Annotated in this window: 14 protein-coding genes; 9 read left to right on the forward strand and 5 right to left on the reverse strand. The window is 53.9% G+C overall.

Annotated features, from left to right (window positions below; genetic code table 11):
- The first annotated feature begins 48 nt into the window (after positions 1-48).
- From ACG1VR_RS18330 to ACG1VR_RS18345, 4 genes are all read left to right on the forward strand, one after another.
- Entirely contained in the window at positions 49-1,359 is a 1,311-nt protein-coding gene (locus ACG1VR_RS18330) for a sensor histidine kinase (protein ID WP_395489494.1), read from the forward strand.
- Positions 1,359-1,976, forward strand: a complete 618-nt coding sequence (locus tag ACG1VR_RS18335; RefSeq protein WP_395489495.1) for a response regulator transcription factor — start codon at positions 1,359-1,361, stop codon at positions 1,974-1,976. Before ACG1VR_RS18330 ends, ACG1VR_RS18335 begins: the two co-directional genes overlap by 1 nt.
- A gap of 92 nt (positions 1,977-2,068) precedes the next feature.
- Positions 2,069-2,560 (forward strand): heme-binding protein, encoded by a 492-nt coding sequence (locus ACG1VR_RS18340; protein WP_016535095.1) that lies wholly within the window; start codon positions 2,069-2,071, stop codon positions 2,558-2,560.
- Positions 2,561-2,580: 20 nt separating this feature from the next.
- Complete coding sequence (locus ACG1VR_RS18345) at positions 2,581-3,264, forward strand: outer membrane protein (protein ID WP_172568254.1); 684 nt, start codon at positions 2,581-2,583, stop codon at positions 3,262-3,264.
- A gap of 43 nt (positions 3,265-3,307) precedes the next feature.
- Here the strand turns inward: ACG1VR_RS18345 and zinT are convergent, their stop codons facing one another.
- The 4 genes from zinT to ompC all read right to left on the reverse strand — a co-directional run bounded on the left by zinT (position 3,308) and on the right by ompC (position 6,533).
- On the reverse strand, positions 3,308-3,952 hold the full coding sequence (gene zinT, locus ACG1VR_RS18350) for a metal-binding protein ZinT (RefSeq protein WP_395489496.1): 645 nt from the start codon (positions 3,950-3,952) through the stop codon (positions 3,308-3,310).
- Between the two features lie 76 nt (positions 3,953-4,028).
- Positions 4,029-4,553, reverse strand: a complete 525-nt coding sequence (locus ACG1VR_RS18355; RefSeq protein WP_395489497.1) for a phospholipase D family protein — start codon at positions 4,551-4,553, stop codon at positions 4,029-4,031.
- Between the two features lie 238 nt (positions 4,554-4,791).
- On the reverse strand, positions 4,792-5,304 hold the full coding sequence (locus ACG1VR_RS18360) for a GNAT family N-acetyltransferase (protein WP_395489498.1): 513 nt from the start codon (positions 5,302-5,304) through the stop codon (positions 4,792-4,794).
- A 134-nt stretch (positions 5,305-5,438) separates the two neighbouring features.
- Positions 5,439-6,533, reverse strand: a complete 1,095-nt coding sequence (ompC, locus tag ACG1VR_RS18365; protein WP_279048360.1) for a porin OmpC — start codon at positions 6,531-6,533, stop codon at positions 5,439-5,441.
- Between the two features lie 649 nt (positions 6,534-7,182).
- On the opposite strand from ompC, the gene ACG1VR_RS18370 reads away from it, so the two are divergent.
- Genes ACG1VR_RS18370 through ACG1VR_RS18390 form a run of 5 tightly spaced genes read left to right on the forward strand, consistent with a single transcriptional unit; the run spans position 7,183 to position 11,242 of the window.
- Positions 7,183-8,325: a D-alanyl-lipoteichoic acid biosynthesis protein DltD gene (locus ACG1VR_RS18370; protein ID WP_395489499.1), complete on the forward strand. Its 1,143-nt coding sequence runs from the start codon at positions 7,183-7,185 to the stop codon at positions 8,323-8,325.
- Positions 8,322-8,444 (forward strand): hypothetical protein, encoded by a 123-nt coding sequence (locus ACG1VR_RS18375; protein ID WP_016535088.1) that lies wholly within the window; start codon positions 8,322-8,324, stop codon positions 8,442-8,444. The genes ACG1VR_RS18370 and ACG1VR_RS18375 overlap by 4 nt, the downstream gene beginning before the upstream one ends.
- 10 nt (positions 8,445-8,454) lie before the next feature.
- On the forward strand, positions 8,455-9,573 hold the full coding sequence (locus ACG1VR_RS18380) for an MBOAT family O-acyltransferase (RefSeq protein WP_395491123.1): 1,119 nt from the start codon (positions 8,455-8,457) through the stop codon (positions 9,571-9,573).
- A complete protein-coding gene (locus ACG1VR_RS18385; protein ID WP_172568260.1) occupies positions 9,570-11,003 on the forward strand; it encodes an AMP-binding protein in 1,434 nt (477 codons plus the stop codon). The genes ACG1VR_RS18380 and ACG1VR_RS18385 overlap by 4 nt, the downstream gene beginning before the upstream one ends.
- Before the next feature lie 17 nt (positions 11,004-11,020).
- Positions 11,021-11,242, forward strand: a complete 222-nt coding sequence (locus ACG1VR_RS18390) for an acyl carrier protein (protein WP_039899116.1) — start codon at positions 11,021-11,023, stop codon at positions 11,240-11,242.
- A gap of 94 nt (positions 11,243-11,336) precedes the next feature.
- On the opposite strand, the gene ACG1VR_RS18395 is transcribed toward ACG1VR_RS18390, so the two are convergent.
- Positions 11,337-13,811, reverse strand: a complete 2,475-nt coding sequence (locus tag ACG1VR_RS18395) for a fimbria/pilus outer membrane usher protein (RefSeq protein WP_395489500.1) — start codon at positions 13,809-13,811, stop codon at positions 11,337-11,339.
- Positions 13,812-13,822: the final 11 nt, after the last annotated feature.

Genomic DNA, 13,822 nt, shown 5'->3' on the forward strand with positions numbered 1-13,822 from the left:
CTCCATACTGAATCCACATTTTCACCACGGCGCAAAAAGGGATTTAGCATGTTGAGGTTGTTTAGCTGGCTGCTGCTAACGCTGCTCAGCTGCGCGGGGCTTAGCGCCTGGTTTTTACAGCAGCAGTACGAGGAGAAGTCCGCCGACTTCCGCATTCTCTACCGTGAGGTCACGGTGAAGCTGTCCCAGCACGACGCCATTATTCCGCTGCTGCCGGTCAGCCAGGATGCCAGCGAGGTGCAAAAGATCCTGCCGCAAATCGTCATGTGGCGGCGGCATAACAACCTCGAACCGCGCCTGCCTATCGTGCCCGAAGGCGACGGCCGCTACTGGCTTAACCGCCCGAATCTGTCCCTGTTAATCGACCTGAAAACCCTGCTCGATACCCTCGGAGAGAAAAAGACGTTTCGCTATCTCGATATCAGCTGGAACGCCACCCTGCTCTACCAGCAGGGTGACTCTGGCGCGTCTTACTACTGGCGCTGGGATAAAACCGTCGCCAGCCCTACCCAGCCGCTTTTGCTCTCCGTCGGCGATAATCCTGAATGGGCTAAGCTGCCGTGGTGGCTGATTATCTCCCCGGCCTTGTTCTGGGCGCTTGCACTCTACCTGCTGGCGCAGTATCAGGTGAATAAGCGCCGCCGCGATATTGCAGATTTGCGCGCCCGCTACGCAGAACTTACCCGGCTCAATACCATGGGCGAGCTGGCGGCGGGCATGGTGCATGAGCTGAACCAGCCGCTGACGGCAGTAATGAGCTATAACCAGGCGGCGGCGAGGCTGATAAAACAGAATAATCCGACCCAGGTTCCCGACCTGCTGGAGGCCTCGGTGCTCCAGATAAAACGTATTGATGCCCTGCTCAGCCAGTTCCGGCAAAAATTAACCAGCGAGCGGGCCGAATTTCAGCCTGTCGATCTCCAGCGGCTCTGGCTGCGGGTGTGCAAGCTGCTGGATAACGAGTTGCGAACGGGGAAAATCCGAGCAACCGGCCACTTTGCCGACCCGCTGCCGCCGCTGTTTGCTCCGCCGTTATGGATTGAGCAGATCCTGCATAACATCGTCAGCAACGCTATCCAGGCGCAAACCGGCGGCTCGGGCTGGGTTCATCTCAAGATCGAGGCTGAAAACAACGGCATTGTGTTAACCCTGAGCGACGGCGGGCCGGGGTTATCCCCCGAGGCGCTGGAGCACGTTTTCATTCCGTTCTTCACCAGCCGGGCCGGGGGCATTGGCCTGGGTATGGCGCTTACCGACACCCTGGTTCAGCGCCTGAACGGCACTATCGAAGCCAGCAATATTCCGGGACAGGGCGCCTGCTTCAGGCTCTGGTTTCCGCTCAACGGCGAGGAGAAATAATGGAACAGTGCATCTGGCTTATTGATGACGATGCGGCGATCCGCGACTCGCTGAAGCTGCTGCTTTCAACGGTGGGCTGGGAGACTCACGCCTTCGACAGCGCCCTGGCTTTTCAGCAGCAGGCGGGCGACCTCGCCCTGCTCGACGGCTGTATGCTGCTCGACATCCGTATGCCGGGTAAAACAGGGCTGACTCTGCTGGACGAATGGACGCAGGAAGGGCTGGCGCTGCCGGTGATTATCATGACCGGGCACGGCAACATCGATCTGTGCCGCCGCGCCTTTAAAAATGGTGCCTTTGAGTTTCTGACCAAGCCGATTGATGCCGACCTGCTGTTTGAAGTGGTCGGAGCCGCCATGGAGCAGCAAAAAACGCGGCTTGAGGAAAAGCAGAAATGGCAACCTCTCCAGGAAAAGCTCGCGACTCTGACCGCGCGCGAAAAGGAGATGCTGGAGCTGTTGATCCTGGGTTATTCCAGCAAGGAAATTGCCCAACAGTGCTCGCTTTCTCCGCGCACGGTGGAGGCGCACCGCGCCAATATTTTCACCAAGCTTGAAGTTAACTCCCTGCCGAAACTGCTCAAAATCTACGGTGAAGTCGTCAAAGAGACTAAGTAAAACTACCAGGAAAGTTAGGTGTTCGCGCCAATTTCCCGCCAGCGCCGCGTTTCATAGTATTGACCCATAGCAAACCAATATGGAGCAACATCATGAAACGTCTTCTGTTAAGCGCCCTGCTGATGGGCAGCGTAATCTCTAGCGCCAGCGCGGCAACCGGCGTACTGAGCCAGAAAAACCTCTCCCTTGAGCTTGCCGACAAGCTGGCGCAAAGCGCACTCCAGGTTTGCGCCAAAGATAACTATAACGTGGCGGTAACCGTGGTTGACCGTTCCGGCACGCCGCTGGTGATGAAGCGCATGGATAATGCCGGGCCGCATACCGTCGAAGCCAGCCGCATGAAAGCCTGGACCTCATTGACCACCAAAAACCCAACCGACAACGTGATGAAAGGCTCTCAGTCCAACGCGGGCGCGGCCAATATGCGCGATATCCCTGGCTTCCTGCTGCTGGCGGGCGGCGTGCCGGTAAAAGCCGGTGAGCAGGTGATTGGCGCTATCGGCATCGGCGGCGCACCGGGCGGGCATCTCGACCAGGCCTGCGCTATTGAGGCGCTGAAAACGATTGAGAACGAGCTGAAATAACACGATATCGGGCGGAAAATATGAAAATTAAAACAGGCTTATGGGCGCTTCCGTTAATGCTGTGTGCCGGGCAGGCTCTGGCCGCAAACGGCGATGAAGGCTATTACGGTTCGGCTAAATACCTGCAAAGCGAGCAGCGCGCCAGCGACCAGGACACCAGCAGCCGTCCCGGCGTTGGGCAGTTTGTTGACGGTAAAGAAAAAGACAGACTCGGCGGCGCGTCGCTGGCTGCCGGTTACCAGTACGGCAACGGCTGGCGTACCGAGGGGGAATATACCTTCCGCCAGAAAACCGAATTTACCAGCGGCTCCACCGCCTTCCCGACCAGCTACAACCATCTGAAGCTGAAAACAGAACGGCTGATGCTGAACGTCTATCGCGACTATGAACTGGGCTACGGTGTTTCACTGTTCGGCACCGCGGGTCTCGGGGTTGCGAAGGTAAAAGCGGGCGGCTGGCAGGGTAATACTTCCCGGGAATACGCCTCCAGCACGCAAAACAACCTGGCCTGGTCGCTTGGCGCAGGCGTCAGCTATTCGCCGCTGGAGCGCCTGAGCTTTGACATTGGCTATCGCTACGTGGATATGGGCAAAATCGAGAGCGGCTACAATACCTTCGGCAACGTACGCGGCCTGAAGGACGAGCAAATGAAGGCTCGCCTTGCCACCAGCGAATTTACCCTGGGCACTCGCTACCTGTTCTGATGGTTAAACAGCGGGCGGCGAATGTGCCGCCCGTTTTCCTTCTCTAGTGGTGCAGCATCTCGTCAACTACCTGCGCTTTGGTCATATTGTACGGGTAATATGTCGGCCAGTTATCCATCTCTTTGAGCAATGCGTCCTGGGATTCACTGCCAGTGAAGATGTGGAAATGCTGAGACTGACGCGGGGCAATAATATGGTCGCTAAATTGCACAAACTTTGGCGCTTTTGACTGGCTGTCTTTGCACTCAAACAGGTAGCGCACGCCCTTCTTTCCTGAGCTATAAGTCAGAATTTTGTAGCCCGCGTAATCGTAATGGCAGCTGGCGGTTTCTTTTCCTACGTGGAATTCGATGACGTTATTCTCGATGCCAATCGTTTCGACATCTGTCGCATAACCCTTTTTATAATACGCCCGATATTCTTCCAGGCTCTTGCCGCTCTTTTTGGCTTTTTTCTCCAGTACCGGGTCTAAATCGCCGCTCAGCAAATAAGGATTTACCGACTGCCAGATACCTTCCCAGTCGGCCAGGGAGCGGTCTTTCACATTGCTATCGTCAAAAATACCTTCGCTGGCCTTCTGTTCGACCTCGGTTAACGGTTTGCCGTGATGATGGCCGTGAGCCAGCGCCTGCGTTCCCGACAGCAGAACGCCCATTCCCAGAATAAAAGCAGATTTCTTCATTATCATAACGCTCTCCTTTGCGATCCAATCGCGAAAGAGAAACGTTATAACATAACAACCAAGGAGATCAACCCGCGCCAGGCTATACCGAAGTTTCTCCGGTAAACGGCACGCCCAGCTCCCAGCGGCTTTGCCAGTGCGCAACGTACTGGCTGGCAACATCCGGCATGTCTCGCAGCACCACCACGTTTTCGCTGTTTTCCGTTTCAGCAGAAGGCGCATAGTTAAACGAGCCGGTTTCAACGGTTTGCTCATCGACGATGATCGTTTTGTCATGCTGGATATGATAGTGCCCGTCAATACGCAGCTGAACGCCATTGGCAGCGACAAAGCTCATCGCCTTCAGGCTGGCCTTGTTCTGGTTACGTTTTTTATCCACCACCACCCTCACCTCTACGCCCCGCTTATGAGCCTCCACCAGCGCCTGAGCGATGTCGGGAGCCTGGAAGGAGTAGCCAATCATGCGGATAGATTGATGCGCCTGGGCGATAACCTGCAATACCAGCGCCCGCGCCGCCCCTTCCGGCGAAAAACCGACCTGAACATGTGGCGCGGCAAAAGCCGCTGCGGGCAGGCTAAGCGCGGCTGCCAGGGTAACATTTTTCAACCAGGAAATTATCACTTTGAGGTTAGGCCACTTGTCTTTATCAGCGGCTAGTTTACGCCGCAGAAATAGAGGCCGGAAAGAAGACCTTTGTATCAGAGGGGAGTTAAGAAATAACAAGATATGTCGATATTGCCGTTCGCCGGGCGTAACTCCGGCGGCAATCCCGCCGCTTAATAAAACGGAGGGAGCCTGAAAATGCTATCAGCACAGCAGGCTATACCAAAGTCTCTTGCCGGGTTTATAGCGGTTTACCAAGAATATACAGCGTGCTGGTTTGCGTCGCGCTGGTAAAGGTCTCACTTGTTAAGTGGTTCATGCCCTGGGACAGGTAAAAATTCCGTGCGCCCTCATTGCCCTCAAGCACTTCCAGCCAGAAGTAGTTCTGATTCCTTTCTTTCGCCAGTTCAACCGCTCTGTCAAAAAGTGCTTTCCCATAGCCCTTGCCGGTCTCACCGGGAGCAAAGTAGAGCTTGTTAAGCAAGGCGCCAGAAAACGGCCGCCCCGGAACCGAGCGATCCCAGCTTATTTTGGCAAAACCAATTGCACCTTTGTTTTCAGCAATAAACCAGCCAACGTCAGGGTCGGACAGGCTTTTCGCCAGCGTAGGCAGCGAATATTCACCGTCAATAAAGGCCTGAAGCTCATCTTCAGATTGCCAGAATTTTTGGAAATGATAGCGGTAGCTCGTCGCACCAAGGGTAGAGATAAGAGGGGCATCTTCGGGAACGGCTTTGCGGATTATCAGGGGCATTTTTCTTCCTCGCTTTTAGGATTCACCATAAAGCCAGCAGAAAAAGTATTCAACTTGTCCGTCGCGGAAACATCTTGTCAGGAGCACGGCTTATTACGACCCGTAAAACAAACCGGGCCGTATTTATCACAAAATCAGAACTGATAGACCATGCCGACGGCAAAAACATTGTCGGTGTTGATTTGTGCAGCGCGGGTAAATTCGCTGTCGTCCAGCAGATTGATTTTATAATCCGTGTAGGTCGACATATTTTTGTTGAAGTAGTAGTTAGCGCCAATAGAAATATACTCAACAAGATCCTGATTGCCTCCGACGGTATTCAGATCTTTGCCTTTTGATTTCAGATAAGCCAGGGACGGACGCAGGCCCGACTCAAACTGATATTGCGCAACGACTTCGAAGTTTTGCGTTTTATTGGCGATGTTGCTGTTGCCGCCGTAGGTGGTCATGTTATGGGTTTCTGAAAACGTCGCCGCAAGATAGAGCGAGTTAACGTCATACTTCAGGCCCGCCGCCCAGACTTCTGCCTTATTACCTGCGGCATTGTCACCCGATGCAAGCCGCCCCTGTGCAACCTGAGCGTCAGTCCTGTCCGATGCGGCATAAGTCACGCCTATGCCAAAGCCCTGGGACTCATAGCTGGTAGACATGCCCCAGCCGTCGCCGTGCTGTTTGCCCAGCCCGCGCGTGGCGTCATCTTCTTTGCCCTGGTACTGAAGGGCGACATTCAGTCCCTCAACCAGGCCGAAGAAGTCGCTATTACGCCAGGTGGCAACGCCGTTGGTACGCCCGGTGAGGAAGACATCCGTTTGGGTCCATGTGTCGCCGCCAAATTCCGGCAGCATATCCGTCCATGAGCCAATGTCGTAAGCCACGCCAAAGTTACGCCCGTAATCAAAGCTGCCAAAGTTGGCAAATTTTAGCCCGGCAAAAGCCAGGCGCGTTGCATTGCCCTTCGCACCGTCGGATTCGGCATTATTACCGCTGAAGTTATATTCCCACTGGCCGTACCCGGTGAGCTGATGGGTGATGCGGGTTTCGCCTTTAAACCCTAAGCGTGCATAGGTTTTATCCCCATTAGCACCGTTTGAGTCACTGAAATAATGGAGGGCGGTAACCTTTCCATAGAGATCCAGCTTGTTACCCTCTTTATTATAAACGCCGGCGGCGTTAACCGCCCCTGCCGCTAATAACGTTGAGACGGCCACCACGATTAATTTTAATTTCATCTTTTCGTCCCTAATAGTTGAAAAATGCTTCACCCCTGTGAAGCCAGGACATTATTCAATGGCGAAATGAACGTTACAAATAAAAGTTCCACAATACCTTCCTATTTTTTATTCTCGTGAGCATCATCGCTATTGTTAAATGATAAATATCAATTCATAACTCACTCAATATACAAAACATCAAACAAACACAAAATCATCCTTATAAAATAAGATTAAAAAACGCCACACCGCCAAATCACAACACAAAAAACCATTTGATTAGAACGAGTTATGTTAACAACAAGGGTGGGCGCGTTTAAAAACAATCACCACGAAAATATAAAGCAGCTAAAACATTTATGTAAAAGATAGGACAGCGAGTGGTTAAACAACTTATTCCCTTCTCCGGAGTTGCCGACGATAGGCCCGGTACAAATTACCTGGCGAGCAATTAATTAGGCCGCTAACCGCCGTAAAAAATAGCGGCCAGGCACAAACAACCGCCGGGATTCCGGAGTGTCGGAGCTTGTACATACCGTTACACAGCAACGCTCATCATCGCCAGATTCCTGGTATATAGTGTCAAAATTCACGGGGCTGGATTTCCCGTGAGGTTAAAAACTAACAAATTTTAAACAAATGGTTGTCATATAGCGTTACTCTTATAATGAAAATTAAAAATACTCTCTGCCTACATATCTCGATGGCCCTGCTTGCTGTCTTGTTCCTTTGCGTTCACCCGCTGGTGACGAGCTTCGATCCGCCTTTGACATTCCAGCCGCTGATCAAAACAATGGAAGGCACGCCAAAAGAACAGCGCGAAAAAATAGCCACAATATCCCATGCGTTACAGGGAAATGCGATTTTCTTCCTCGGTGCTTCGGAAGTCTCTACCTCCGAAGATGAGCACTACGCGGTATATAATTACTTTAACAATCAGTTACACCGCCCGGTGGTCGCCTACGGCGATAGTTATGTTGATAACATTACTCAGTTTTTACTGCTCTCCCGTTTCAAAAATGACATCAACGCTAACAGTAAAATTGTTCTGCTCTATGCCCCGGATAGTTTTTATTTTGACAGCATTCCTCCGGCAATTTTTGCCGACCATTTCCCGGCCGCAATTTTTAATCCACTGATGAAAAATGAGCAAACACGCCCTTACCTGACTCATTATTTGCAGCATATTGATAAAGAAGATATTAGCCATTTAACCTTTGGCGAAATGAAAGTTTACGGTTGGCACCCGAAGGTTATCTGGCAGGAAGTGAATTATCAGTTTGCTAACTTCTGCACCATGGTAAAAAACGACTGGCTGGCAATGCTGCATATTACCCCGCAGCCAAAACACCGTACCTGGCCGCAGCAGATGAGCGCCAACGTTGTGCAACCTGACTGGGACCAACAGCTGGCCCAGGCGCGCGTTCTGAACCAGTCCCGCCAGGAAAGCGCGGCGACATTGTGGATGGATAAGTCCGTTTTCGAAGATAACAAAACGCCGGAAGACTGGTACCCAACCCCGCCGGTTAGCCGCCAGATGCAGGCTTTCCAGGCAACAATTGCGCTCCTGAAACAGCGCCACGCGCAGTTTGTGGTGATTATCGACCCGCTCAATCCGTGGGCGCTTAAGAACACGGAGAAATTCCGACCCGTTGACCGCCAGGTTACGGCAACGCTTGAGCAAAACCAGGTTCGTTACTTCGACATGTACGCGCAGCCCTACCAAAACGGCTGGAACTGGGATCGCCTTCACCCCACAGAACTGGCGTGGGTCGCCATGGACCGATTTATTGCCGGGAGTTTTAAATGATGAAAACCGCAGCCCGCCTTTTTTTCCTTTATCTCTTTTTAGCGATAACCGTTGTTGCGTGGTCATCCGTTGACGACAGCATGAATTTAAAAGTGCATTTTGAATATCAAAAATTCTGAAGGATGAATGATGTACAGCTCAGGAACATTTTTTTTCTTTCTGTTTTCATCGGCGCTGCTGTTTGCGCTGGTTAACCGGGTATTGAATAACCGGCTGACTTATTTATCCGCTTTTTCGGTGCTGGCGGCATTAGGCTGGGGCTATATCTTCCAGGGCGATTATATTGTTCCGATCGCGGTGTTCCTGGCTTTTTATATTCTTGTCACATTAAAAGAGAAAGGCTGGTTAAAAACATGGCAGGCGGTGAGCCTGACCCTGCTACCGCTGTTTTTGGTGAAACTACACCTTAATAACCACCTGGGCATGATTGGCCTCTCCTTTATGACCTTCCGCGCGATTGACGTACTGCTTTACCGCAGTAAAAAAGACGGGCGAAATTTCCTGCATTATTTTTGCTATCTGTTTATGCCGTTTATTATCCTCGCTGGCCCAATGTACCGCTGGCGCAGCTGGGTTAACGACATTAACAAACCGGTTTTCCGCCTCAGCCGCGAACAGTTTTTACTGGCGCTGGAGCAAATCGTGACCGGCATTATCCAAAAATTTTTGTTTGCCATGCTGATAGATAACCTGGTGATTGAATCCTGGAGCCACCGCCCGTTTACGCTCAGCGTCGGCGTTGTGATGTCGCTGGCCTACAGCGCCTATCTTTACTTCGATTTTGCCGGTTACAGCAATATGGCTATCGGCGCTGGCCGCCTGTTTGGTCTGAACATTCCGGCCAACTTTAATATGCCGATTCTGGCTAAAAACCCGCAGGACTTCTGGCGACGCTTTCACATCAGCCTGTCTGAATGGCTGCGCGACGTGGTCTTTATGCCGATTTACATGAATCTGATGAAGCTCGATTTCTTCCGTCAAAACAAAACCCTGGCACAGAACGTTGGCATTTTCTGCACGCTCTTTTGCATGGGGGCATGGAACGGGCTTGAAAGGCACTATGTCATCAGCGGCGCGCTGTTCGGCGCCATTTCCGTTGCCCATAACATGCTGCTGTGGTCAGCCAAACGCAGCCCTGCTTTGAGCAACGGGTTACGCCATCCGGTTATCGCGTTTTTTGGACGAATTCTGACGCTGGCAAGCGCAGCGGCCTCCCTCTACATCTTTAGCGGAATGTCACCTCTATGAAACTTCATCCCGAGCTTCAGGAACTGCAGGATTTTCTGCGTGCGGCATTACTCGACCCCGCACGCCCCCAGCAGCTGGCCATCAGCGGCAGCGATTACGCCCTGACCTGGCAGCAGCTCTCCGTCGCCGTTGCGGACTGGGCGCAGCGCTACGAACTGAGCCAGCAGCCCGCCGGAACGCCGGTGGTTTTGTACGGGCACCAGCAGGCCGAGTTTGCCGTGGCTATTTATAGCTGCCTGCTGCACAACATTCCGTATATTCCGGTGGACTGCATTTACCCTCAGGAGAGGCTGAAAGAGATCTGCCAGCTTGCCAGCGCTCCCTGCTATTACGACGTAGCGACAAAGCAGTTCGTGGCAACCGGCGAAACGGGCAAAGCGCTGGCCGAGCAGAACCTGGCCTATATCATGTTTACTTCAGGAAGTACCGGGAAACCGAAAGGCGTGCAGATTGGGCGCGAGAGCCTGTGGCACTTCATGAAGTGGGTACGCCAGGATTTTGCGCTGCCGGACGTGCCGGTGCTGATGAACCACGCGGTGTTCAGCTTCGACCTTTCCCTGATCCCGCTGCTGGCAAACCTCGCTACCGGCGGGCACATCGTGCTGAATGCGAAAGAAGACATCGCGGCCGAAAACTGGCTTGAGCGCCTGAAAACCAACGGCGTTTCGGCCTGGGTTTCAACGCCCTCTTTTGCCTACCAGAAGCTGCTTTCCCCGCAGTTCAACAGCGACTATTTGCCCGACCTGAGCGTGTTTGTATTCATCGGCGAAGTGCTGAATAAGGCGCTGGTCAAGCAGCTGCGCCGACGCTTCCCGCAGGCCAAAATTCTTAACTCCTACGGGCCAACGGAGGCGACCATCGCCACCACGGTTATCGAAATCACCGATGAGATCCTGCTCAGCGAAAACGACCTGCTGCCGGTTGGCACCATGATGCCGGACTCCAGAATGGAGATTACCGCCGAAGGTGAACTGATTATCTGGGGTAAAAACGTGATGCGCGGCTACCTTGGGCTGCCGCAGGAAAACGCAGAGAAATTACTGCACCGCGAAAGCGAGCAATTCCGGGGCTACCGGACCGGCGATCTCGGCTACGAGGACGGACTGCTTTATTGCCAGGGCCGCAACGACAGCCAAATCAAATTGAACGGCTACCGGATTGAAATCAACGAGATTGAGAACCGCCTGCTGGCGATGTCCGGCATTAGCGAAGCCGTGGTGCTGCCGCTGATGAAGTCCGGCGGCGGCGTGCTGCGTATTGCGGCTTTCTGCGTAACCGGCCTCGCGCCGGAAGCCATCAAAACTTCGCTCTCGAAGGTGATCCCGCCTTATATGGTGCCTTCGCAAATCATTATTAAAGACGCTTTGCCGCTTAACCCTAACGGCAAAATCGACCGCAAGCTGCTGGATACCCAGGCTCGCACGAATTAATGACTCAGGAAAAAAAGATGGAACAAGACATTCTCGCCCTGTTTGAAAAGGTGTTATCCCGCAAAGTCGGCTTTAACGATGAACTGATTGAGTCCGATATTCTCGACTCTATTCTGGCGGTGGATTTAGTGCTGGAAGTGCAGGATCTGTACGGCTGTATGATACCGCCGACGGAAGTCGCCACCGTGCTGAAAACCCCGGAGAGCCTTGCTCGTTATATTGAAGAAAACCGCAGTTAAGCCTTAGCTGCGCCTGATTTGAAGACCCCGGCGGTTTAGACTTCCGGGGTCTTTTTATTTCAAGGGGAGGCAGAAGCTAATTTACTTACATGGCTCACAAGCACTTCGCCCATGCACTAAAAATTCCAGCAGGGCCGGAAACTTTCGGCAAACGATATGCTGCCCGACAGGACTGCCGCGCTGAGAGACCCCAGCGGATTTGCAAATATCCTTTCCCGGAAAGCCCGGACAAATAGACCTTTCCGTTTTCACCCACGATGCCGTTACTGGCATTATTTTGTGCTTCCGGCGTAACAACGGAGCCGAAGGGGATGGCTTGCCCGCTGCTATCCGTCAGACCCAATAGCGCCTTTTTGCCGATATGAGTCGCAAATACGGCAGGAATAATCGCGCCGTTGGTCGGCACCACGGGAATATCCGTCCGGGTTATCTCCGCCTCATGCGGCAGGCGAGCGGGATCGAGGCTGATAACGTTTCGCTGGTAAGGTTGCAGCCCGCTCAGGACGGTATAACCCCGCCCATCGGTTTTCACCCCTGGCCACCCTCCAACCGGGATCTCTGCTGCTCCCGGTGCGCCAACTAATGCTGCCGTGCCGTTTAGCGGCTGCCCCAGCGCCCATCCCCCGGAAGTCAGCACGCCGCTCCCGCTCAGGCTGGCTCCAAGACCTGTAACCTGTGGGCTACGGCTATAATTTGCCGTCATGATCCCCTGAGAACCACGCCATCCCAGAGAGGTTGTGGAGTGAGATTGCGACCGGGTGCCCGCGTTGCCGGGCAAAAAACGCTGCATCACATTCCAGCTTAAGCGATGCCCCATCCCCTGGCCGCTCAGTCCCGTCATCCAGGTTTCTTTGCCGGCGGTGGACGACAACATCTGCCCGCTAGCCATTGTTTCAGCCCCGGACATATTCCCCAGTGGGACACTGAACATAATACTGAGAAGCCGATCCACTTTTCCCTGCCAGCGCGAGCGCGTCCAGTCCAGAGACAGAGAGAGATCTTTGATACGCGTGTTGTAGCGTATGCTTTCGGAGCGATCGTTTTCTTCACTCTGCCGGTATCGGGTTCGGCGGGTGCTCAGGCTGAGGTAGCCCAGCGCGCCCAGAGATTGATTAAAACTCAGTTGCGCCCGGGAAATCATCCCACCCCGGGGAACCGATCTGCGCTCAAGGGCATCCGACAACGTGCGGTAACCGGCCGCAGGAGACCAGGCCCAGGTTAATGCCAGCGATGAATGGGTAGCATCCACCGATTTGCTGTAGCGCACCCGCCACTGCTTACCCTGTGAGGCATTTTTAGAACGAACGCGATCGTGCGTGGTATCCAGAGAAAAGCTACCGGCGCTGCCCAGCGAGACGCCAACCCCAAGCGACAGGGCATGAAAGCACTCAGCGCCCTGTAATCCGCCATAAATCGTCGCCCCCAGCGGCAAGCCATATATTGCCGATGCCTGTGCAATGCCTGTCCGCCCGCTGACACGACCGGCAGGATTATATTGCCCCGCCATCAGGTTATATTTCAGGTAACCGGAATGCACGGCGATGGAAGGTGTTTGCCAGGACACGATGAAATGCTGAGCTAAGCCGCTGCTCTCCTCAACGGTGACGTCCAAATCACCGCCGCCGGACAACGGCCTTAAGTTGCCCAGCCTGAAGGGGCCGGGCGCGACGGTGGCATCATAGAGGGTGTACCCCTGCTGACGAACGACCACTCGCGCCAGCGAACGGGCAACGCCGCTGACTACCGGAGAAAAACGGCGCTCGCTGAAAGGCATCATCTCGTCGTCGGTCCCGAGCATAACGCCCCTGAAGGGAACGCTGTCGAACACCTCATACGGGGTAAAACGTGCGCCAAGCGTCAGGCGGCTCTTCATCCCGTACAGACCCCGTTCGGCAAAGGTATACGCCGTTTCCCAGCGGCCGCCCTGGCCGGCATTTTTCTGCCAACTGGTAGAATGCCGCAGCCGCCACGGGCCTATATTCAGCCCCGGCTCCAGCAGGATGAACGGGGAGTCCATTCGCTGGCGGCGCGAACCACGGTATGACGTATGCGACATGCTGGCCTGGTAATTCAGCAGGAGGGCATCGATCCCGTCATTCCATTGCTCCTGCGGTGCCAGCTCGCCCGACACCTGACGCATAACGGCCTGAGGAACAGTCAGCAGGAGTTGCTGGCTGGAAAAACTGAACACTGCCTCCACGCCGGGAACGGCATTCAGGTGGCTGCACTGGCTGGTATCAGAAGATGACGGCGCCAGCCGGGGATAATCTTCAACCCGAATGCCGTACTGGTTAAGCAGCCCAATGCTCAGGCAGGGAGCGAGACCGGCATTTTCAGGCTCCCCAGGCATTTTCCTGAACAGAATATTGCGGGTATCCACAACTTCTCCGTTCAGGAGCACATCAACGCGGTAGCTTCCCGGTAACTGGCCCCCCTGATTAAACACGGCCAGGCTGGCATCACTCAGCCCCAGCTGGCTGGCATCAAACTCCCAGCGCTGGGCGTCACAGTAAAAAGGGGACAACATCAGGGTGAGGGCAAAATAGCGCACAGGTATCAGAGGCATCATAGCGGACGCTC

The organism is Cedecea davisae (assembly GCF_044095835.1).
GTDB classification, from domain to species: Bacteria; Pseudomonadota; Gammaproteobacteria; order Enterobacterales; family Enterobacteriaceae; genus Cedecea; species Cedecea davisae.

Excerpts from the sequence above, each read along its gene's own strand:
- ACG1VR_RS18375 (WP_016535088.1), top strand. The coding sequence starts at position 8,322 with ATGATGAAAACCGCAGCCCGCCTTTTTTTCCTTTATCTCTTTTTAGCG.
- zinT (WP_395489496.1), bottom strand. The coding sequence starts at position 3,952 with ATGATAATGAAGAAATCTGCTTTTATTCTGGGAATGGGCGTTCTGCTG.
- ACG1VR_RS18385 (WP_172568260.1), top strand. The coding sequence starts at position 9,570 with ATGAAACTTCATCCCGAGCTTCAGGAACTGCAGGATTTTCTGCGTGCG.
- ACG1VR_RS18330 (WP_395489494.1), top strand. The coding sequence starts at position 49 with ATGTTGAGGTTGTTTAGCTGGCTGCTGCTAACGCTGCTCAGCTGCGCG.
- ACG1VR_RS18335 (WP_395489495.1), top strand. The coding sequence starts at position 1,359 with ATGGAACAGTGCATCTGGCTTATTGATGACGATGCGGCGATCCGCGAC.
- ACG1VR_RS18395 (WP_395489500.1), bottom strand. The coding sequence starts at position 13,811 with ATGATGCCTCTGATACCTGTGCGCTATTTTGCCCTCACCCTGATGTTG.
- ACG1VR_RS18370 (WP_395489499.1), top strand. The coding sequence starts at position 7,183 with ATGAAAATTAAAAATACTCTCTGCCTACATATCTCGATGGCCCTGCTT.
- ompC (WP_279048360.1), bottom strand. The coding sequence starts at position 6,533 with ATGAAATTAAAATTAATCGTGGTGGCCGTCTCAACGTTATTAGCGGCA.
- ACG1VR_RS18345 (WP_172568254.1), top strand. The coding sequence starts at position 2,581 with ATGAAAATTAAAACAGGCTTATGGGCGCTTCCGTTAATGCTGTGTGCC.
- ACG1VR_RS18340 (WP_016535095.1), top strand. The coding sequence starts at position 2,069 with ATGAAACGTCTTCTGTTAAGCGCCCTGCTGATGGGCAGCGTAATCTCT.
- ACG1VR_RS18390 (WP_039899116.1), top strand. The coding sequence starts at position 11,021 with ATGGAACAAGACATTCTCGCCCTGTTTGAAAAGGTGTTATCCCGCAAA.
- ACG1VR_RS18380 (WP_395491123.1), top strand. The coding sequence starts at position 8,455 with ATGTACAGCTCAGGAACATTTTTTTTCTTTCTGTTTTCATCGGCGCTG.
- ACG1VR_RS18360 (WP_395489498.1), bottom strand. The coding sequence starts at position 5,304 with ATGCCCCTGATAATCCGCAAAGCCGTTCCCGAAGATGCCCCTCTTATC.